Source organism: Streptomyces sp. NPDC005955 (assembly GCF_042871255.1).
Classification (GTDB): Bacteria; Actinomycetota; Actinomycetes; order Streptomycetales; family Streptomycetaceae; genus Streptomyces.
On record NZ_JBIAIF010000010.1, the window covers coordinates 55,317 to 75,722 of the forward strand.

A 20,406-nucleotide genomic window follows, 5' to 3' on the forward strand; every position below is an offset into this window, starting at 1 on the left:
GACCGGGCGGCCGGGTCGCGGGTCAGTTGGCGGTGCGGTCGCGGTCCGGGGAGTAGAGGTAGCTGTCGGGGAAGGCGGACGCGCCCAGCGTGCGGCCGACGATGATCACCGCGGTACGCAGCACGCCCGCCGCGCGGACCTGTTCGGCGATGCCGGCGAGGGGCCCGCGCAGCACGACCTCCTCCGGGCGACTGGCGTACGCGACCACCGCGGCCGGGCAGTTGGCGCCGTAGTGCGGCAGCAGCTCCGCGACCACCCGGTCCGCGTACCGGGCCGCGAGGTGCAGCACGAGCAGCGCGCCGCTGCGGCCGAGCGTCGCCAGGTCCTCGCCGGGCGGCATCGGGGTGGCCCGCTGGGCGATGCGGGTGAGGACGACGGTCTGCCCCACGGTGGGCACCGTCAGCTCCCGCCCCAGCGCCGCCGCCGCGGCGGCGAAGGCCGGTACGCCCGGCACCATCGCGTACGGCACCCCGGCCGCGTCGAGCCGGCGCATCTGCTCGGCGACCGCGCTGAACACGGAGGGGTCGCCGGAGTGCAGTCGGGCCACGTCGTGGCCCTCGCCGTGGGCGCGCACCAGTTCCTCGGTGATCCGGTCGAGGTCGAGGTTCGCGGTGTCGATCAGCCGGGCGTCCGGCGGGCACTCGGCGAGCAGTTCCCGGGGGACGAGGCTGCCCGCGTACAGGCAGACCCGGCAGGAGCCGAGGAGTCGGGCGCCCCGGACGGTGATCAGGTCGGGGGCCCCGGGGCCCGCGCCGATGAAGTACACGGTCATGCGCCGTCTCCCTGGTGCCGGACGGATTCCGGCGTCGCCGCGTCGAGTTCCTTGCGTGCCGCCCACTGGGTGACGGGCATGGCCTGGCGCCAGCCGGTGAACCGGCCCACCGGCACCGCGTGCGCCACGGCCAGCCGGACGAGTTCGCCGCCGTGCCGGTGGCGGGCCTCGGCGAGCAGCGCCTCGGACTCCAGGGTCACCGTGTTCGCGACGAGCCGTCCGCCGGGCCGTAGCGCGGCCCAGCAGCGGTCGAGCAGTCCGGGTGCGGTGAGGCCGCCGCCGATGAACACCGCGTCGGGGGCCGGTAGTGCGTCGAGCGCGTCGGGGGCCGCCCCGGTGACGACCCGCAGTCCGGGTACGCCGAGCGTGCGAGCGTTGCGGGCGATGCGTTCGGCCCGGTCCGGGTCGCGTTCCACGCTCACGGCCCGGCAGGACGGGTGGGCCCGTAGCCACTCCACGGCGACGGAACCCGAGCCGCCGCCGACGTCCCACAGCAGTTCGCCCGGTTCGGGGGCCAGCACGGCGAGCGTCGCGGCCCGCACGTGTCGTTTGGTGAGCTGGCCGTCGTTCTCGTAGGCGGCGTCCGGCAGGCCGGGCACGGTGCCGAGCGCCACGGCGTCCGGGGCGCGTACGCACTCCACGGCGACCAGGTTCAGGGCGGCGCCGGGCGGGCGGGTCCAGGCGTCGGCGCGCTGCGCTCGGGTGAGGTGTTCGTCGGGGGCGCCGAGGCGTTCCAGGACGCGGACGGGGCTGGGGCCGAAGCCGCGGTCGCGCAGCAGTGCGGCCACCGCGGCGGGGCCGTCGGCGTCGGCGCTGAGCACCAGGACCCGGCGGCCCGGGTGCAGCAGCGCCGCGAGGCGGTCCACGGGGCGGCCGACGGACGTGACCACGTCGGTGTCCTCGACGGGCCAGCCGAGGCGGGCGCAGGCGAGGGAGACGGACGACGGGTGCGGGTGGACGTCCAGTGCGGTCGGGCCGACGACTTCCGCGAGGGCGCGGCCGATGCCGTGGAACATGGGGTCGCCGCTGGCCAGCACCGCGAGGCGGCGGTCCGCGTGGGCGGCGAGGAGGGCGGGGACCGCGGGGCGCAGGGGGGACGGCCAGGGGACGCGGTCCGCGGTGCACTCCGTGGGCAGCAGGGCGAGTTGGCGGGGGGCGCCGAGGATCACGTCCGCGGTGCGGAGGGCTGCGCGGGACGCGTCGGGTAGGCCCGGCCAGCCGTCCGCGCCGATGCCGATGAGGGCCACGGGGTGGGGGTGGGGGGCTTCGGTCGTCACCGACGCACTTTATCCGGGGGGTCCGGGGGGTTCCTGGTGGGGGCGGTTCCGTGCGGGGTGGTGCGGCTCCTGGTCGGCGGGTGTCCGCGGGTGCGTTGTGGTTGCTCGCGCAGTTCCCCGCGCCCCTGACGGAGCGCCCCCCGGGCGGGCGGGGCGGGCGCCCCCGGGGGTCAGGGGGTGCGGGTGTAGGTGAGGAACACGCCGCTGCTCGGGAGGACGGTGTGGTCGGTGAGGGTCCAGGTGCGCGGGTCGAACGCGGCCCCGCGGGAGAACAGCGGGATGCCGTCCCCGATGGTCAGCGGTCCCACCTTCAGGACCAGCGCGTCGATCTCGCCGTACAGGGAGCCCGCCAGTTCGCCGCCGCCGAGCAGCCAGATGTCCTTGCCCGGCTCCTGCTTGAGCTTGCGCACGGTCTCCACCGGGTCGTCGGCGACCAGTTCCACCGCCGGGTCCGGGCTCTCGGTCATCGTGCGGGAGAACACCAGGTGGCGCAGGTGGGGGTAGGCGTCGGTGAGTCCGGCGGCGAGCCCGATCTCGTAGGTGCGGCGCCCTTCGAGCACCGTGTCGAAGTGGGTGCCCTCGGCGGTGACGGACAGGGCCTGCCGGGCGGGCCCGGGCAGCGTCTCCGGGTACTCGGTGGCGAGGTGCTGGAGGTAGTCCTGGGGAACGGGCCAGAAGCCGTTCGGGCCGGTGGGGTCGGCACCGTCCGGGCCGGCGATGTATCCGTCGAGCGTGGTGGCGACGTAGTAGACGAGTTTGCGCATGGCACGTTTCTAGTCCACGTGTCCGAGCGGGGACACCCCCGAAGGGCCGGTGGGCCACCGGTACCGGCGACGCGCCCGCCCCGTCAGGGGGTGCGGCCGACGATCAGGCCCGCGCGGTCGATGCAGACGACGTCCACCGCGACGGGCGCGCCCCGCAACACGGCGAGGGCCTCGCTGCGCGCCTGCGCGGCGACCAGGTCTCCGAGCGGCACGCCGGCCTCCTCCGCGAGCCGCAGCGCCGCGAGCCCCGTGTTCGCGGTGCTGATCGCCCCGGTCAGCGCCGCGTCCGCGCCGGCGCCCGCCGCCAGCGAGGCCAGGAACCCCTTGTCCACCTGGGACCGCGCCGAGTGCAGGTCGAGGTGGCCGGCCGCCAGCTTGGACAGCTTGGCGAAGCCGCCGCAGACGGTGAGCCGGTCGACGGGGTGGCGGCGCAGGTACTTGAGGACGGCGCCCGCGAAGTCGCCCATGTCGAGCAGGGCGTCCTCCGGCAGCCCGTGCAGTTCGGTGACCGTCCGCTCCGAGGTGGCGCCGGTGCACGCGGCGACATGGGTGCGGCCCGCCGCCCGGGCGACGTCCACCCCGCGGCGGATGGAGTCGATCCACGCCGAGCACGAGTAGGGCACGACGATGCCGGTGGTGCCGAGGATGGACAGTCCGCCGAGGATGCCCAGCCGCGGGTTCCAGGTGGAGCGGGCGAGCTCCTCGCCGTGGTCGACGGAGACGGTGACCTCGCAGTCGCCGCCGCCCCCGTACCGCGCGGCGACCCGGGCCACGTGTTCGCGCATCATCTGCCGGGGCACCGGGTTCACCGCGGGTTCGCCGACCGGCAGCGGCAGCCCGGGCCGGGTGACCGTACCGACGCCGGGGCCCGCCCGGAACACCACCCCGGAACCCGGCGGCAGCACCCGTACCGTGGCGCGGACCAGCGCCCCGTGCGTGACGTCCGGGTCGTCGCCGGCGTCCTTGACGATCCCGGCGGTCGCCGAGCCGTCCGCGGACCGTTCCTCGACGGCGAGCGCGAAGGACGGGGTCTGGCCCCGGGGCAGGGTGATCGTCACCGGGTCGGGGAACTCCCCGGTGAGCAGGGCGGTGTACGCGGCGGTCGTCGCCGCGGTCGCGCAGGCACCGGTCGTCCAGCCGGGCCGCAGACCGGTGTGTTTGAGTTGGGCTCCGCGTCCGCCGGAGGGGCCGGCGGGGTCAGTGGCCATGAGGGGAGTCCGGTTCCGTGCACGTACTGGTCCTGGGAGGGACGGCCGAGGCCCGTCGACTCGCCGCGCTGCTCGTCGGGAGCGCCCCGGACCTACGGGTGACGTCCTCGCTGGCCGGGCGGGTCGCCGCGCCCCGGCTGCCGCCCGGTGAGGTGCGGATCGGCGGCTTCGGCGGGACGGACGGGCTCGCCGCCTGGCTGGTGCGGGAACGGGTGGACGTGCTGGTGGACGCCACGCATCCGTTCGCCGAGCGGATGAGCACGAACGCCGTGGGGGCCGCGGCGGCGACCGGGGTGCCGCTGGTGGTGCTGCGGCGGCCCGGCTGGCGGCCGGTGGACGGCGACGACTGGCACCCGGTCGATTCGCTGGCCGGGGCCGCGGCGCTGCTGCCGACGCTCGGGGCGCGGGTGTTCCTCACCACCGGGCGGATGGGGCTCGCCGCGTTCACGGGCACGGCGGAACTGGACCGGCTGTGGTTCCTGGTCCGTTCCGTGGACCCGCCCCGGCCGCCCGTGCCGCCGCGGATGCACGTCCTGCTGGACCGCGGGCCGTTCGCGCTGGACGACGAGCGCGCGCTGCTCGCCGCGCACCGCGTCGACGTGCTGGTCACCAAGGACAGCGGCGGTCCGGCCACCGCGCCGAAGCTCACCGCCGCCCGCGAGGCCCGGGTGCCCGTGGTGATCGTCCGCCGGCCGCCCGTGCCGACGGGCGTGCCGGTGGTGACGGGTCCCGAGGAGGCCGCCCGGTGGGTGCGCGGGGAGCGCTGAGGTCGGCTCACGCCTCGGGCGCGCCGCTGGGCTGCTCGGCCCCGGCTTCGGCTTCGGCTTCGGCCCCGGCTCCTGGTGAACCGCCGGGCGTCTCCGGGTAGCGGCGGGGCGTCCACACGATCGTCTCGCCGTCACCGTCGCCGCGCCGCACCGTGCGGGTCTGCGAGGAGCCGACGAGCAGGATCGTGCGCATGTCCACCTCGGCCGGGTCGAGCGTGCCGAGGGTGACGACCCGGACCCGTTCGCCGTCCCCGCCGACGTCCCGTGCGACGACCACCGGGGTGTCCGCGGCGCGGTGCTCCAGCAGCAGGTCACGGGCCTTGCCGACCTGCCAGGTGCGGGAGCGGGAGCCCGGGTTGTAGAGGGCGAGGACCAGGTCCGCGCGGGCCGCGGCGTGCAGCCGCTCCGCGATGACCTCCCACGGCTTGAGCCGGTCGGACAGCGAGATCGTGGCGTAGTCGTGGCCGAGCGGGGCGCCGGCGCGGGCCGCCGCGGCGTTCGCCGCGGTCACCCCCGGCAGGACCCGTACCGGAACGTCCCGGTACGCCTCCTCGGAGGCGACCTCCAGGACGGCGGTCGCCATGGCGAAGATCCCGGGGTCGCCGCCGGAGACGACGGCGACCTTGCGGCCGCGCGCGGCGAGTTGCAGGGCGAACTCGGCGCGCTCCGACTCCACCCGGTTGTCGGAGCCGTGCCGCACCTGGCCGGGGCGGTGCGGCACCCGGTCCACGTAGGTGGTGTAGCCGACGAGGTCGTCCGCGGCGGCGAGGGCGCCCCGCGATTCGGGGGTGAGCCACAGCGGGCCCGCCGGTCCGGTGCCGACCACGACGACCTCGCCGCGCTCGCGGACCGGCCGCGGGGCGTCGATCCGGCTCGGCAGCACGGCGACCGAGAAGTACGGTACGGAGTCCTCGGCGACGTCCGCGAGGTCCGCGGTGCGCTCGCCGTCCATCGTGGCCCGCTCCACGTACCGGGCCTCGGCGAGGCGCCCGGACGCCTCCAGGGCGCGGCGGACCTTGCCGAAGGTGCGGCCCAGCTTCATCACCACGGCGGAGTCGGTCGCGGCGAGGCGGGCCGTCAACTCCTCCTCGGGCAGGGTGCCCGGCAGGATCGTCAGGACCTCCTCCGCCTCCACGAGGGGCGTGCCGAGGCGGGCCGCCGACGCGCTGACCGAGGTGACGCCGGGCACCACCTCGGTGGGGTAGCGGTGCGCGAGCCGCTTGTGCATGTGCTGGTAGGAGCCGTAGAACAGCGGGTCGCCCTCGGCGAGGACGGCGACGCTGCGGCCCGCGTCCAGGTGCGCGGCGAGCCGGGCGGCGGCCTCCTCGTAGAACTCGTCCATCGCGCCGCGGTAGCCGCCGGGGTGGTCGGTGGTCTCCGTGGTGAGCGGGTAGACGAGCGGTTCCTCGACGTGGTCCGCGCGCAGGTGGCGGGCCGCGATGGAACGCGCGATGGAACGTCCGTGGCGGGCGCTGTGGTACGCGACGACGTCCGCGGCGGCGATGACCTCGACGGCCCGGACGGTCATCAGCGACGGGTCGCCCGGCCCGAGCCCGACCCCGTACAACCGTCCCGTCCGCGGGCTCCCTTCGGTGGCGCTGTTGCTGTGGTGATCGGCTTCGGTGCCCCGCATGCTCATTCTTCCTCGCTCGCGATGGCGTTCAGCGCGGCGGCGGCCATGGCGCTGCCCCCGCGTCGGCCGCGCACCACCAGGTACTCCAGGCCCGACGGGTCGGCGGCCAACGCGTCCTTCGACTCGGCGGCGCCGATGAACCCGACGGGCACGCCGATCACGGCGGCCGGGCGCGGGGCGCCCTCGCGGACCATCTCCAGCAGCCGGAACAGTGCGGTGGGCGCGTTGCCGACCGCGACGACGGCGCCGTCCAGGCGGTCCCGCCACAGTTCGAGTGCGGCGGCGCTGCGGGTGGTGCCCAGCTCGGCCGCGAGGTCCGGCACGGCCGGGTCGGACAGGGTGCACAGCACCTCGTTGTCGGCGGGCAGCCGCTTGCGGGTCACGCCGCTCGCCACCATGTTCGCGTCGCACAGGATGGGCGCGCCGGCGAGCAGCGCCTCCCGTGCGCGGGCCACCACGGCGGGCGAGTGGGCGAGGTCGCGTACGAGGTCGACCATGCCGCAGGCGTGGATCATCCGGACCGCGACCCGACTGACGTCGGAGGGCAGCCCGGTCAGGTCCGCCTCGGCGCGGATGGTGGCAAAGGACTGGCGGTAGATCGACGCGCCGTCCTTCTCGTAGTCGAACACTCTGTTCTCGCTTCGTGGTGGTCCGTGGTGGTTCGCGGCTGCTCAGGGTGCGGTGCGTGCCGCCGCAACGGTAGTCGCGAGGGTTGCGGGGCCCGTCACCGAGGTGGGGTGCGCGGGGCCGCTGCCGCGGACGGTGCTGACCTCGTACCCGGTGGGGGTCGCCACGACGTCGACCCGTGCGCCGCGGGGACGGCCGCAGCGGCGGGCGCAGCCCGACCAGTGCACGGGCAGCCCCCGTACGGTGCGGCGGGCGGCGGCCGCGTCGGCGCGGACGTCGGCGAGCGACTTGGCGCAGCCGGGGTGGCCGACGCAGGCGGTGACCCCGTCCCAGGGGGAGCCGGGGGCGGTGACCAGTCCGGTGGCCGCGAGGTGCGGCAGGTCGGCCGGGGTCGCGCCGGGGACGACCACTCCGCGCCAGGGCGTGAGGCGCAGTTCGCCGCCGGTGCGGTCGGCGAGTTCCCGCAGGGCGGTCCATTGGGTGGGGGTGATCCGGCCGAGCGGGACGAGGACGCTGACGCCGCCGGGGAGGGCGCCGGGGGGCGGGGGGCCGCCGGGGGCGGGCTCGCCGGGGGCGAGGGTGCTCGTCGTCGGGGTGGGGCTGGTGGTGCCGGTGCGATGGGCCGTGCCGGTGCGGCGGGCGGTGTCCGTGGCCAGGGCGTGGACGGCTTCGGGGCCGCCCGGCAGTTCGGCGATCCGCCAGACGCGGTCGGCGCCCGTCGCGTGGGCCGCGGTGGCCGCTGCGAGGAACGCTTCGGCTGCGTGCAGGGCGGTGCGGGGGGCTTCGGACGCGGGGACGGTGAGGGTCGCGACGTCGCCCAGGTGCACCGTCGCGGTGCCGCTGCCCGGTTCGTCGGCGACCAGGGTGACGTCCGGTTCCAGGGCGGCCATGTCGCCGCGGCCGTCGTCCACGGCGAACAGGAACCGTCCGGACAGGGCCGGGGTGCGGGGGCTGGCGCACAGCAGGGCGTCCAGTTCGCGGAGCCAGGGGCCGACGGGGCGGTGCCCGTGGCCGTCGAGGCCGGACAGGGGGGACGCGACGATGTTGCGCACCCGCTCGTGGGCCACCGAAGGGAGCAGACCCGCTTCGGTCAGTGCGGTGGCGAGGGCCGCTCCGCAGTCCTCGCCCAGGCCTCTGAGCTGGAGGTTTCCGCGGGAGGTGAGGTGCAGGTCGCCGTCGCCCAGGTGGGCGGCGGCGGCGCTCAGGTGTTCCGCCTGGGCCGGGGTCAGGACGCCGCCGGGTATCCGTACCCGGGCCAGGGCGCCGTCGTCGGCGGAGTGCAGCCGCAGCGCACCCGGGCATGCGTCGCCGGTCACCCGGGGTGGGGGGGCTTCGGGGACTTCCGCTCGGTACGGCTCCGCGTTCTGCACCCTTTGAGCGTACCTAGCTAGGGGTGGTGGGGGTGGGGGCATCCCCGCGGGTGCGGGGAGCAGGGCGCGCCCTGCGCGCACGGCTCCCCGGTGGGGGGTCCATCCCCGCGTGCGCGGGGAGTAGAGGAGCTGACCTGTGACGTTAGCTGGCCGAAGGGCCGTTTTTACTAACAAGTCGAGAATCCGACCAAGCACCCAAAGCGGGTGGCAAGGTAGCCGAACGTTTCGCCCGAGGCACTGCGGATCCTCCTTCTGCCGAGGCTCTTGCCGCGCAGGATCAAAGTATGTCGCCCGTGCCGCCGTTGGGCCTCCGGCGGGCACTGTTCTCGGTGCGGTAGGGGCACGCGCAGGGCCGTTGACCGGCCGCGCCGGTGATCATCCACGGAGGAACTGGTAGCCGATCCACACTTGGACCTGTGTCAGCCCGTTCAGGTCCAGTCCCGTGTCGAACTGTTGTTGCGGGATGCTCACCTGCCAGCTGCCGCCCACGCCACGCCCCCAGAGCGCCAGCGACTTGGGTGCGTCGAGGGGTGGGTCATCGCCGAATCCCTCGTCGGGCAGCAGCGGCGTCGTCTTGGCGCTGCGCGTGCTGACCTTGGGCAGCAGCCACTGGGTCGTCACGCTCTGGTCGGACCGGCGCTGCTCGTACTTCCCGTCGTGGGACACCTCGCACGAGATCTCCCCTTCGGGGTGAAAGGCTCCGATGAACGCCAACCGGATGCTCTTGATCTTCGCGTCGAAGTGGTCGGTCGGTATGTCGGCGACGGGATCGATCGTGAAGGTGAACCGGTGGTGGGACTTCAGGTCGACCACCTGGGCATCGGAGGGTTTGAACGATCGCCTGAGCCAGTCCTGATCGAGCGGTCCGTCGAAGTAGCCGGTGTAGTCGGCCTGCATGTCGACCAGGGTGAAGATCTTGCCCCAGGACGACGTGAGTTCACTCGCGAGCCTGGCTTCGTCGATCTCCTTCTCGTAGTAATCGGTCGCGAGGTCGGGGCTGATCCGGCCGGCGTCGAGGGGGAAGTGGGCGTCCTCGTTCTTCAATGTGTAGATCTCGACCGACCGCTTCGCGCGAAACGCGAGGCCCAGCAGTGCGTCGGCCTTCGACTGAGCGGTGGAGATCGCCAACAGTCCCGTTTGCTTGACCACTTCCGCATCCAGGACCTGCCGGTGTTGCAGGGCGTCCGCTTGGGCGGCGACGCCCTGCGCGCGGGCCAAGCGCGCGGTGCCCGCGTCGACGCGTTGGCGGGCGAGCACGGCGCGGTTGCGGGCGAGGAGCAGTTCGTGGGTGAGGTCGGTGCCACGCTTGATCAGTTCCACGTGCGGGGAGTTCCGGGCCGTGGTGACCTGGGCGAACCGCCGTGCGACGGTGACGAAGTTGACGATCGTGCCTGCGCCGCCGATGACGGCGGAAGCGTCCTGGTCGACCGTGTTGTACGCAGCCTTGATCTCCGCCAGATCGGCGTCGTCGCCGCGCAGGAGTGCTTGGGCGATCGGCGCTGCGTTGTCGAACACGGTGTCCGCGAGCAGCATGAGGTTCGGTGCGAGGGCGACGAGGCTCGCTCCGGCGGTCGGGACCGCGGCCGCCACGCTCAGGATCGCGCCACCGACCTCGGCGACCGTCGCAACGATCCCGCCGAAGGAGATGCCCGGCGGGTCCGGCTGCTGCTGGGCCTCGACGATGGCCCTGCTGATGGCGGCGGTCACCTGGTCCAGCTGCTCTTGTGCGTAGGTGACGTCGTCGTCGGCCTGGTCCTGTTCCGTCCTGGCGATGCCCAGGGTGCGGTCGGCGTCATCGCGTGCTGCGGCGGCCTGGAGCGACAGTTGACCGGCGATGTCGGCGAGATCACCGATCGTCTTGCTGGCGATGATCCCGTTGACGCCGATTCCGAGGAACTGTAGGACGGGGGTGAGGAAGCGGGTGAACGCCTCGATGTACTTGTCGAAGTTGGGCACCACGTCGAGGTCGGGTGGCAGGCCCAGCGCGTTGGCGCCTCCACCGACCCACACCTGGCCGGGCGCCGGAGCGAAGCCGACGAGCTGGCGTTGCAGGCGGATCGCGTCGGGATTGTCGGGTTGCAGTTCCAGTGCCCGTTGGAACTCGGTCGCAGCGCGGGCTCCGTACTCGACACGGTCCGGGACACCCGGGTTGTACAGGTGGTAGAAGTACTCGCCGGTGACGATGCGGTAAGGGGCCCAGTAGTTCGCGTACACCGAACCGGTGCTGTCGAGCAACGGTCGAAGACCGGCGACGTAGTCGGCTTCGGGGAGGTTGGCGAAGTTGACCTGGCCGTCGGCGCCCGCGGGCCCGTCCGCTCCCGGATCCCCGTCCACCGAGCCTGCGCTGTAGGGGCCCTGCGCGGCCGCCCCGCCGGGCCCGCCTTGACCGCCCGAAGCGCCGGCGGCCGAGAGAGCCGGTGGCGTGTCGTCTTCGATGCTGGTGAACGTGATCGACCCGCCGTTGCCGCCGGGACCACCCGGTCCGCCCGGGCTGCCGTTGGTGGGTTCGGCGCCCGGGATGTCCACGGGGTCATGCCATATCTCGTGGGTGGTGCCGTCCAGGTCCGTGACGACCTCCGTGTAGCCGTCGCTGTGGTAGTCGCCCGTCCCCGGTGAGCCGTCCGTCCCCGCCGCCCCGGAGGTCCCGTACCCGCCGGAGGCATCCACCCGTGCGTTGATCGACCGCCGGCACATCACCGTGACCGTGCCGCCGGTGCCCCCTCTGCTCGAAGCGCTGGCATCGATCACCCCGTTCGTGCCGTCGTACACGTCGGCGACGATGATCACGCGATTCGCGGTGACCCGGAGGTTGCACCCGACCGCGTGCTGCACCACGCGCCCGATCAGGAAGACCGGCCCGATACTGGGTCGCGTGCAGAATTCGTTCAACCTCTCCGTGATCGTCACCGTGTCGCGTATGTAGGGGTAGTAGTCGGGAAGCATCTGACACTCCTCGCCGACAGGTTCATCAGAGGGAATCCCACTCGCACTTCTGGAATCGCGGGCCTGCCGGCGAACTCGCCGCAACTCCGCTCCCCGGTCTGCCGATCACCGCGCCCCTCACAGCAGCGACTCGCGCTCCAGGACTCGGCCGCATGCCCTGAACGGGGTGGTCCTGCCGGGTGAGGGCGAGGGACCCGACGTGGTGGCGAGGAGACGACGTTCGCCGTACGGAGAGGGCGCGGGGAACGCGATCAACACTCTCTTCGAGGGTCCCACGAGCCACCCCACTGCGCCAATCGACCTTGGCTGTCGTCGTGCACGCTCACCACGCGCCCGGTACACGGTGAAATCCGAGGAGTCGAGTGGGCTGACGACGATGGTCGGCCGCTCCGAGGAGAGGTCCATCAACGATGCGCGGCAGGTGCGTTGCGGCCGGGGTCCGTAGCGCTCTGCACCCCGTCGGGCTGGACGGCCCTGGGTGACGCGTCGACGGATCAGTTGGGGATCATGTCCGCATGGACTTCGACCTCGCCCCGCCTGCCGGCGTGGGCCCGTTGCGGATCGGTACGGCTCGACACGCGGCCGACACGGCCTTGGACTCGCTCCGCGACCTGTCCGCGATCTCGGAGTCCGACCGGCCGGGACAGCACGTGTTCCGTCCCAGCGGGTTGATGATCAGCATCCACTGCATGCGCGGCGTGCTGGAAGCCGTCGAGCTGGGGAGGCCGTCGTCCCCGTCGGACCGGGTGCTGTTCCGGGGGCTGGACGTGTTCGCGCTGCCGGCCCGCGAGGTCGTCCGGCGCGTCGGTGAGTTCACCTCGATCGGGGAGGAACCGGACGACGGCGCTTCCTTCATCGCCCCGGACCTGTTGCTGTACTTCTGGCGCCCGTTCGCGGCCGACGACGAGCCGGAGGAGGAACGGGGTCACCACTTCAGCTCGGTCCTGCTGGCACGGCCCGGCTACTACGACACGCCGGCTCAGCAGCGGAGCTCGTGACCGGCCCCGTCGGGAGACGTTCAGGTCCCGGTGGGCGGGCGCTCTGTTCGGCGGACTGGTCCATCAGTTGCCCGAGGGGGAAGTCGACGGCGATGCGCATCTCCCGGTCCAGGCCCCCTCGTCCTCCTCGCCGAGGAAGCCCACCTGGGACCAGCAGTGCCTTGCGGCGTCCACCTGAATTCCGCACAGGGTGTGCCGCATACGCGGGGAACAGCCGCCGATGGGCCTGTCGCTGGGCTTCGAGGCGGGTCCATCCCCGCGTGCGCGGGGAGCAGTTGGAGGCTTGGCCTTTCCAACCGAAGAGACTAGGGCCACCCCCGCGTGCGCGGGGAAGGGAAACGGGATCAAGATCTCACAGGAGGGCCTCCAAGAGCGCGGTGCCGCAGTGCCCAACGAGCGGGCGGCTGTTAGGTGCTGGCGGGCTCTTCGGTCTGAGCGCCATCGCGGGAACAGCCGGCCGCAATGGCGACCCCGCCCTCGTCCAGGCCATCAGCAAGCGCACCCCGGATGCCGGCCGCTCCCTGATTCAGCCACCGGTGGACACCGCGGTTGCAGTCATGCGGCCCGGGCGGCGGCTACCCGGGCCGCCCACGCCGTGGCCCGGGCCAGGTGCTTCGGCTGGAGGCCGGTGTGGGGGTCGGGCTGGACGAGGAGGGTCGGCGTGCCTCGGGCGGTGCGGGTCACGGCCCAGTCGTGGTCGAGGGCGGTGAAGTCGTCGTCGATCCAGACGGAGGGTGCGTCGCCGAGCCAGGTGTCGACGTGGTCGCGCTTCCACAGGTAGCCGTGGGGGTGGCTGGTGGTGATCTGCGGGCGCGGGAGATCGACGTACGGGAGGCTGGGCAGGCCGAGGAGGGGGCCGACGAGGGTGGCGGCGTCCTGCCGCCAACTGGTGCACCAGACAGGGGTGACCAGGCCGCTGCGGATCACCTCCGTGAGCAGGCCGCTGTGGGTGGGGTCGAGCCAGATGGTGACCGGGTCGTCGGCGCTGCGGCCGGTGGGGACGACGTCGTGCCGGGTGTGGCCGGCCGGGATCGAGCGGTCCGGTCCGGGGAAGGGGATGAGGACACCGTCGACGTCGAGGAGTAGATAGGGCGGGCGCATTCGTTCCTCCAGGCGAGCCGGGACGAGTGGCTGTCAGCGCTTGCGGGCGCGGATCAGCAGGGTGGTGGGCCAGTGGCCCGTGCGGGGGTCGTGGAACTCCTGGGCTGAGGTGAGTCGGAAGTCCGCGCGGTTGAGGTGTCTCTCCCAGCGGTCGGTGACGAACTCCCATCGGGCGACGGGGAGTTTGGTGCGGTCGGGAAGGGTGACGTGGTCCCGGCGGGGTCGGTCGTCGCCGGACTGACTCCGACCCCCGCGCTGCGGGTGCGGGACGGAGAAGGCGAGGACCCGGCCCGGGGGGAGGCGCTGGGCGATCGCCGGGAGCAGGAGTTCGGGGGCGATGAGGCCGACGGCGCCGAAGACGGAGTAGATCGCGTCGAACCGTTCGTCGGACCCGTACAGGGTGTGCAGGGCGTGACCGGCGACGAAGGTGAGGTTCTTGAGCCGTCCGTAGTGGGAGCGGGCGCGGCGGATCTGGAGGCCGACCAGGTCGACCGCGGTGACGTGGGCGCCCTGGCAGGTGGCGAGGTAGGCGGCGTTGTGGCCGGGACCGCAGCCGAGTTCCAGGACCTTCTTGCCGCGCAGGTCGGGCCCGAGGACTTCGGCGCCGGGACCCTGTCCGGGGCGCGTGGTCCACTCCATCCGGGTGGGGACGGAGAGGGGTTCGGCGGGTTCGGCGGGTTCGGCGGCGGTGCGCTGGAGGGCGTGGGCGTGCCACGGGGAGGCGCGGGAGGCAGGGGCGAGCACGTCAGACCTCCAGGAGGTGGAGGACGTCGTCGAGGTGGCGGCGGACGACCTTCAGGTAGAGGGGGTCGGTGGCCGGTTCGTCGACCCAGCGGACGGACTGCTCCATGAACCACTCGACGACCCACACGCGGTGCCAGCCCAGGGCCCAGCGCTCCGCGGCGAGTCCACCGCGCGGGGCGAGGGCGTCGGGGGTGCCGCCGGCGGTGACGTACTGCTCCAGGAGGGTGCGTAGCCGCCCGGGCTGCGGGGGCTCGACGGTGCCGTGCCAACTGGCGAGGTCGAGCAGGCCGGGACCGGTGAAGGCGCGCGCGAAGTCGAGCATCCGCCAGCCCCGTTGGCCGATGTGGAGGCTGGTGGGGTGGAACTCCGAGTGCACCCAGCCGAAGGGGGCCAGGGTCGCCCCGGCCGAGCGGTCCCCGGCGGCCCGGGCGATCCGGTCGAGTGCGTCCTCGACGTCATCGGCCTCCTGCCACCGGTCGGCCTTGCGGAGCCGTTCGAGGTGTTCCAGCGCCCGGCTCGGCAGCCTGCGCAGTCGCTCCTGGTCGAGGACGGGCAGGGGCGGAGCCGTGCGGGCTCCGTGCAGCACCACGGCCGCGGCGACACCGTCCAGTTCATCGGCTTCACGGACGGACGGCCCGAGGTCTTCCATGAACATGCCGAGCCAACCGTCCAGGACGGCGGAGGCGTGGACCTGGGGGACGGGGAGGCCGTGGGTGCGGGCGAGCCGGAGGGCCTGGTCCTCGCTGTTGAAGGGCTTCTTGGCGTACTTGAAGACGGCCGTGGAGCAGTCGGGGAAGGTCACGCGCTCGACACCGGACAAGGACCACACGCGTACCTCCTCCCGCACGGCGGTGGTCTGACCGGCCAGGGTGAGCAGGTTGTCGAGGAGTTCGGCGCTGGGGTTCGTGGTCATGTGAGGGCTCCGGGGAGTGGTGGCGTCCGGGGCGGGCGGTCGGGAGACGCTGGCCCGCCCCGGAGCCTGATTTCGGGTGGTGGCTACGCGGCGGGGCGCACGCGGTGGGCGTAGACCTGCTCGATCCAGCCCTCCTTGAACGCGGCGAGGTCGTCGCGGAAGGTGGCCATCGAGGCACCGTAGGGCGCGACGACGCCGCCGGACTGGTTCGGCACGGACTGGCAACCGTGCACGAGGCGACCGCCGAGCGCGGCGTGGGCCTTGATGGACTCGATCCGGCGGTGCTCGTTGAACCAGCCGCCGTGGTAGACCTCGTCGAGCATCCCGCCCATCTCGTCGTCGAGGTCGAAGACGACGGAGGTCGCGGCGGGGAAGAACCAGCACGGGCCGACGTTGGAGATGTGCCCGTCCAGCTCGATCTTGTTGAGCGCCATGAGGGTGGCGGCCTCGCGGAGCATCCGCAGGTGGTCGGCGGTGATCCGCGGCAGCCCGAGGCCGGCCAGGTGCTCCTCCCGGAAGAGGTACGCGTACACCTCGTACGCGGTCGTCAGGACCCGGGCCGCGTCGGCGGTGGACTCGCCGTGCTGCTTGACGAAGTCGAGCGCGAGCTGTTCGACCGCGCTCTCGGTCGTCTCGTCCAGGTCCAGGAGCTGGGACGCGACCAACTCCCAGTCGGCGACGAGCCAGGTGTGCGACTCGAAGCGGAAGAAGTACGCGGCCGGGTCGACGGTCAGGCGTCGGCCTTCGACCCGGAGGCCGGGCAGCCGGCCCCAGCGCGGGTCGAACGCCTCGGGCAGCTCGACCGTGATGGGCGTGGTGTCGATGGTGGTCACCAATCTCTCCGTCTCTGATAGTCCGCTCCGGGCGCAGCAGTGCCCGAACTCGATGAGTAAGTAGGGAACTTCGGGGGCCGACCGGTCGGACGAGAATCCGTGGATCGCGGTCGCGCCGTTCCGGTCAGCTGTCGATAAGTGAACCGGCGGTCACGCTCAGTGGGTACCGTGAGAGGCGGTTGAAGCGGTTTACGTGGTTTACAGCTTCGAAGCGGAGGCGATCGTGGTGGTGCGACGAGTCCCCAATGCCCCTCTGCGCGATGCCATCGAATCGGTCGGCTGCACCTATGAGGCCCTTGCCAGGGACGTGCGGCGCATCGCAGCTGAGAACGGCGAGATCCTTCAGACCAACAAGTCGGCCATCTCGCACTGGGTGAACGGCACCCGCTCCCCTTCAGGTCGGGTGGGCCAGTACTTGGCCGAAGCGTTGTCCCGCCGCACGGGCCGCATCATCACCCGGGCCGAAATCGGCTTCCAGACGGGTGATGCCACAGAGCCAGCGGAACCCGACCCCGTGCTGGCTGTCACCGATCTGGGTCGCGCCGACGTCGAGCACCGTCGTTTCCTCGCCATCGCGGCCTTCACCACGGCCGGGGTCGCCATGCCGCTCGGCCACGACCAGGAGGCCACCGCCCGCATGCTCCGCGCCCGCGCCGGTACATCCCTGGTCGGTGCTGAGGACGTGGACGTCGTACGGCAGATCACCGCGGCCTTCAGCGCGGCCGACGAACGTCTTGGCGGCGGGCACGGCCTGACCACGGTCGCCGCCTACCTCGCCGACACCGCGGCCCCGATGCTGCGCGGACGATTCCCCAGCGAAGCGCTACGCCGGGCCGCCTTCGGCGCGGTCGCCGAACTGGCCTACCTCGCGGGGTGGAAGCACCATGACCTCGGCCAGGAGGGCGCCGCCCAGCGCTACTACCAGGTCGGCTACCAACTCGCCTGCGAAGCCGACCCCTACGGCCACGCCGCCTGGATGATGCGCGCCCTCGCCCACCAAGCGCTGAGCCTCAAACAACCTCACCACTGCGTGGATCTCGTAGAAGGTGCGCTGCGACGCGGTCTCGGCCATGTCGACGGCCGGACCGAGGCCCTTCTCCACATCACCCACGCCCGTGCGTATGCCGCCACCAACGAGAACCCGGCGGCGGCACGTGCTCTGCTCGCCGCGGAGGACGCCCTCCTACGGGACGACTGCGCCCAGCCGGACTACTCCCGTGTGAGTGGCCCCGCCGCCGGGACCGTTGCCAGCCACACCGCCCGCACTCTGACCGACCTCGCCGACCACATCGGCACCGAGCAGCAACACCGGGACGCCCTCGTCCGCTGGGACCCCGAGAAGTACAAGCGCGTCCACGCCCTCACCCATGCCGACCTCGGTGACAGCCTCGCCGCCCAGGCCCGTGCCGACGAAGCCGTCGCCGCCTGGACCCAGGCCCTCGTCCTCATGGAAGGCATGACCTCCGACCGCACCCGCAAGGCGATCACTTCGGTCCGATCCACGCTCGCGGTCTACCAGCGCCGCAAGGTACCCGGCGCCGCCGATCTCGCCCGTCGGGCCCGGGAGGCACTCGCCTAGCATGCCCGACAACCCACCCGACGAAGGGAACACCGTGGCCCAGCAGACCGAAGACCAGCCGAAGGCCCTCAAGCCGGCACTCGAATCGATGACCCTGCTGGTCGCGGCCGTCATCGTGCACGACGAAGCCACCAACCGCGTCGTTCTCCTCCAGCGCAGTGAGAACGCCAAGTTCGCCCAAGGAATGTGGGACCTGCCCGTCGGCAAGAGCAATCCCGGTGAACCCATCACAGAAACCGCGGTCCGCGAGCTCTACGAGGAGACCGGCCTCACGGTGAAGCCCGAATCCCTCAAGGTCGCCCACGTCATCCACGGCGCCTGGGGCGTCGAGGCCCCCAACGGCTTCCTCACCGTCGTCTTCGCTGCGCACGAGTGGACCGGCGAGCCCGAGAACCGCGAGCCCCGCAAACACTCCCAAGTCCGCTGGGTCGACGTCGACGCCGTCCCGAAGCAGTTCGTGGACACCACGGCCAGCGCCCTCCACCGCTACCTCGCCGGGGGCCCGCAGGTGTCACTCGACGGCTGGGTGTAGCAGATCGGTCACCACGGCAGTGTTTCCCCTGGCGCACCACGCCGGCAAGCCCGTTCTGGGTGACTGAACTGGCCATTTACTGGCCCCAGTAGGCCCGGGCCTACTGGGGTGAATTAGTCAGGAGGCAGCGGCCAACGCCAGGCTGACGATGAGGTTCAACCACCCTGGGTTGGACCACCACGGCTCCCGCACTTGTAGTACAACGACGATCATATTTCCCTCCCCCGAGATTATGGGCGTCCATGTCGGCAGCCCTACAGCTGAATGAACGACGGTCGCGACTGCCGGTTTCGGCCTTGGAGGTAAAGCAGCGGAACAGTCTCTTCGGCTGTAGGAAACTCGCCGTGGCGAGATGGACTGGCGATCGACAACTGGCTACATGTGCGGATTCGTAGTTGAGGTGCCATCCCCGCATGCGCGGGGAGCAGACGCCCGCCCGCTCCGCGAGGTGGTACGCGAGGGGTCCATCCCCGCATGCGCGGGGAGCAGTCGCCGCCGAGCTGGAGCGCGCACGAGCCGCTGGGTCCATCCCCGCGTGCGCGGGGAGCAGCCTGGGGGAGTTGTGACGGGCGGCCCCGGCATGGGTCCAACCCCGCGTGCGCGGGGAGCAGTACGTTCTGTGTCGGGCCACTTCGGACACGAAGGGTCCATCCCCGCGTGCGCGGGGAGCAGAGGAGCTGAACTGCGACGTTAGTCGGCCGAAGGGCCGTTTTCTTGAAGAAGTCGAGATCCCGACCAATCAACTAAAGGTGCTGAAAGGTAGCCGAGAGTTCCGGCTGAGGCACTGTGGATACTCCTTCTACACAGGGGCAAAGCATGGCGCCCGGCACGCGGTTGGTCCACCGTCGGGCAGCCGTGACGTGTCGGAGGCTACAGGCCCAGGCTCGTGGCGAAGTCCGAGAAGGTGGGGGCGACGATCCGCCATCGGCACGCGCTGGCGTCCGCCCAGAAGTCGCTGCCGACGATGCGCGGGTCCGCGGGGTCGGAGCGGTAGTCGAGGGCCAGGGCGCCGTCGTCACCGGGGGTGCGGGTGATGGCGATCAGCACGGCCCGCTCGGCGTCGAGCCAGGGGAGTTCGAGCGGGCCGGCGGTCCTGCTTCCGCGGGCCACGCTGAAGTAGGTGGCGTGCGGATCGTCGGCGAGGAGGTCCATCGACTGCGAGGCGAACGTCATCTGTTCCGGGTTGCGCACGAAGGCGAGCGGGTCTTCGAACCACGGGACGGCTTCCGTCAGCGCGGTGTCGCCCGGGTGGCGCCAGCGGCCGCGGTCGATGAGGGACGTCAGCCGGGCGGGCAGGGCGAGTCCGCGGACCGTCGAGGGCACCATGGCGCACAGCTTCACACGGCACCGCACGCCACCGAGACGGACGGGCCCTACCCCGTCGTGCCGTCCAGGAGTTCACGCAGGATGTCCAGGTGGCCGTTGTGGCGGGCCGTCTCCTCGGTGAGGTGGAGGAGGATCCAGCGCAGGTCGACGTGGACGCCGTCGCGCACGGCCCGCTCGGCCCGGCGGTCCAGGTCGTGCGCGGCGACCAGGGCGCGGTGGCGGGCGCTCTGCTCGGCGTACTCGTCCAGCAGCTGGCCGAGGGGGAAGTCGACGGCGATGCGCATCTCGCGGTCGGGGTCCTCGTCGGTCCAGGGGCCCTCGTCCTCCTCGCCGAGGAAGACCACCTGGAACCAGTAGTACTCGACCCAGCGGAGGTGGTTGATCAAGCCGCTCACGGTCATCAGCGGTGAGCCCGGCAGCAGCGCCTTGCGGGCGTTCTCCGCGGAGATGCCGTCGCACTTGGCGCGGGCGGTGTCGCGTGCGTAGTCGAGGAACGTGGTGAGCTGGGTGCGCTCGTCCCACGCGGGTGGTGTGTCGTCGATTCTGGTCATCGCGGGAAGCGTCCCTGATCGCCGGGCCGGTGTCGAGGCATTTGTCGGTGGGCCCGGTCGAGCCGACCCCCTCGGGCCCGCCTCCGCCGGCGCACCCGACCCGGTTCGCACCCGTCCCGGTCCGCGCACCCGAGGCCCGGAGAGCGGCCCGCGCTGGAAGGCCGGGGGCGGCCCCCACCGGCAGGGTGTGCGGGGCGCACCGCGCACCCGGGGCGTCGCGGGGACGGTCACCGCACTCGTACAAAGGGTGTGGTCGGGCTGCGTCAAGGGGGAGGGGAGTGACGAATCCGCACGTGAGGCGCCATTCAGCCCCGGGCGGGAACTGCATACGATGGTCCGTGGCGGGCCAACCGGGCCCGCCATCGCCACGACGGCGACAGGGGAGGAAGCCGGTGCGAATCCGGCGCGGTCCCGCCACTGTGTCCCGGCCCCCGTGGGCCGGACGAGCCAGGAACTCCCGCCGTCCGA

General features: G+C 72.5%; 18 protein-coding genes and 1 riboswitch. Of the genes, 4 read left to right on the forward strand and 14 right to left on the reverse strand.

Going from position 1 to position 20,406, the window contains the following annotated elements; all coding sequences use genetic code 11:
* Positions 1–22: 22 nt before the first annotated feature.
* The 4 genes from cobM to ACFYOU_RS23090 all read right to left on the reverse strand — a co-directional run bounded on the left by cobM (position 23) and on the right by ACFYOU_RS23090 (position 4,021).
* Positions 23–772 carry a precorrin-4 C(11)-methyltransferase gene (cobM, locus tag ACFYOU_RS23075; protein ID WP_391308096.1) on the reverse strand — a complete coding sequence of 250 codons (750 nt, stop codon included), beginning with the start codon at positions 770–772 and terminating at the stop codon, positions 23–25.
* Positions 769–2,049 (reverse strand): precorrin-6y C5,15-methyltransferase (decarboxylating) subunit CbiE, encoded by a 1,281-nt coding sequence (cbiE, locus tag ACFYOU_RS23080; protein ID WP_391308098.1) that lies wholly within the window; start codon positions 2,047–2,049, stop codon positions 769–771. The genes cobM and cbiE overlap by 4 nt, the downstream gene beginning before the upstream one ends.
* Before the next feature lie 170 nt (positions 2,050–2,219).
* Positions 2,220–2,813, reverse strand: coding sequence for a dihydrofolate reductase family protein (locus ACFYOU_RS23085; RefSeq protein WP_389763789.1), 594 nt, complete (start codon positions 2,811–2,813; stop codon positions 2,220–2,222).
* 83 nt (positions 2,814–2,896) lie between these two features.
* Complete coding sequence (locus tag ACFYOU_RS23090; protein WP_391308099.1) at positions 2,897–4,021, reverse strand: cobalt-precorrin-5B (C(1))-methyltransferase; 1,125 nt, start codon at positions 4,019–4,021, stop codon at positions 2,897–2,899.
* Positions 4,022–4,038: 17 nt separating this feature from the next.
* Between ACFYOU_RS23090 and ACFYOU_RS23095 the strand changes: the two genes are divergently transcribed.
* Positions 4,039–4,788 (forward strand): cobalt-precorrin-6A reductase, encoded by a 750-nt coding sequence (locus tag ACFYOU_RS23095; RefSeq protein WP_391308100.1) that lies wholly within the window; start codon positions 4,039–4,041, stop codon positions 4,786–4,788.
* Between the two features lie 7 nt (positions 4,789–4,795).
* Here the strand turns inward: ACFYOU_RS23095 and ACFYOU_RS23100 are convergent, their stop codons facing one another.
* The 4 genes from ACFYOU_RS23100 to ACFYOU_RS23115 all read right to left on the reverse strand — a co-directional run bounded on the left by ACFYOU_RS23100 (position 4,796) and on the right by ACFYOU_RS23115 (position 11,361).
* On the reverse strand, positions 4,796–6,421 hold the full coding sequence (locus ACFYOU_RS23100; RefSeq protein ID WP_391308101.1) for a precorrin-2 C(20)-methyltransferase: 1,626 nt from the start codon (positions 6,419–6,421) through the stop codon (positions 4,796–4,798).
* Between the two features lie 2 nt (positions 6,422–6,423).
* Positions 6,424–7,050: a precorrin-8X methylmutase gene (locus tag ACFYOU_RS23105; RefSeq protein ID WP_389763797.1), complete on the reverse strand. Its 627-nt coding sequence runs from the start codon at positions 7,048–7,050 to the stop codon at positions 6,424–6,426.
* Between the two features lie 42 nt (positions 7,051–7,092).
* Positions 7,093–8,460, reverse strand: coding sequence for a cobalamin biosynthesis protein CobG (locus ACFYOU_RS23110; protein WP_391308352.1), 1,368 nt, complete (start codon positions 8,458–8,460; stop codon positions 7,093–7,095).
* Positions 8,461–8,793: 333 nt separating this feature from the next.
* Positions 8,794–11,361 (reverse strand): hypothetical protein, encoded by a 2,568-nt coding sequence (locus tag ACFYOU_RS23115; RefSeq protein ID WP_391308102.1) that lies wholly within the window; start codon positions 11,359–11,361, stop codon positions 8,794–8,796.
* Between the two features lie 515 nt (positions 11,362–11,876).
* Between ACFYOU_RS23115 and ACFYOU_RS23120 the strand changes: the two genes are divergently transcribed.
* Positions 11,877–12,359, forward strand: coding sequence for a hypothetical protein (locus ACFYOU_RS23120; protein ID WP_391308103.1), 483 nt, complete (start codon positions 11,877–11,879; stop codon positions 12,357–12,359).
* Between the two features lie 555 nt (positions 12,360–12,914).
* On the opposite strand, the gene ACFYOU_RS23125 is transcribed toward ACFYOU_RS23120, so the two are convergent.
* The 4 genes from ACFYOU_RS23125 to ACFYOU_RS23140 all read right to left on the reverse strand — a co-directional run bounded on the left by ACFYOU_RS23125 (position 12,915) and on the right by ACFYOU_RS23140 (position 15,950).
* Entirely contained in the window at positions 12,915–13,460 is a 546-nt protein-coding gene (locus ACFYOU_RS23125; RefSeq protein ID WP_391308104.1) for an HAD domain-containing protein, read from the reverse strand.
* A 33-nt stretch (positions 13,461–13,493) separates the two neighbouring features.
* On the reverse strand, positions 13,494–14,099 hold the full coding sequence (locus ACFYOU_RS23130) for a methyltransferase domain-containing protein (protein ID WP_391308354.1): 606 nt from the start codon (positions 14,097–14,099) through the stop codon (positions 13,494–13,496).
* 106 nt (positions 14,100–14,205) lie between these two features.
* Positions 14,206–15,117 (reverse strand): aminoglycoside phosphotransferase family protein, encoded by a 912-nt coding sequence (locus ACFYOU_RS23135; protein WP_391308106.1) that lies wholly within the window; start codon positions 15,115–15,117, stop codon positions 14,206–14,208.
* Positions 15,118–15,200: 83 nt separating this feature from the next.
* Positions 15,201–15,950, reverse strand: coding sequence for a hypothetical protein (locus tag ACFYOU_RS23140; protein WP_391308108.1), 750 nt, complete (start codon positions 15,948–15,950; stop codon positions 15,201–15,203).
* Between the two features lie 223 nt (positions 15,951–16,173).
* Here ACFYOU_RS23140 and ACFYOU_RS23145 point away from each other — a divergent pair, with 223 nt between their 5' ends.
* Both ACFYOU_RS23145 and ACFYOU_RS23150 read left to right on the forward strand, forming a co-directional pair.
* Positions 16,174–17,529: a tetratricopeptide repeat protein gene (locus ACFYOU_RS23145; protein WP_391308356.1), complete on the forward strand. Its 1,356-nt coding sequence runs from the start codon at positions 16,174–16,176 to the stop codon at positions 17,527–17,529.
* Position 17,530: 1 nt separating this feature from the next.
* Positions 17,531–18,061, forward strand: a complete 531-nt coding sequence (locus tag ACFYOU_RS23150) for an NUDIX domain-containing protein (RefSeq protein WP_391308109.1) — start codon at positions 17,531–17,533, stop codon at positions 18,059–18,061.
* Positions 18,062–18,931: 870 nt separating this feature from the next.
* On the opposite strand, the gene ACFYOU_RS23155 is transcribed toward ACFYOU_RS23150, so the two are convergent.
* Both ACFYOU_RS23155 and ACFYOU_RS23160 read right to left on the reverse strand, forming a co-directional pair.
* Complete coding sequence (locus tag ACFYOU_RS23155) at positions 18,932–19,387, reverse strand: hypothetical protein (protein ID WP_391308111.1); 456 nt, start codon at positions 19,385–19,387, stop codon at positions 18,932–18,934.
* Between the two features lie 47 nt (positions 19,388–19,434).
* Entirely contained in the window at positions 19,435–19,938 is a 504-nt protein-coding gene (locus tag ACFYOU_RS23160; protein ID WP_391308112.1) for a DUF664 domain-containing protein, read from the reverse strand.
* Positions 19,939–20,320: 382 nt separating this feature from the next.
* Positions 20,321–20,395: riboswitch (cobalamin riboswitch) on the forward strand.
* Positions 20,396–20,406 lie beyond the last annotated feature (11 nt).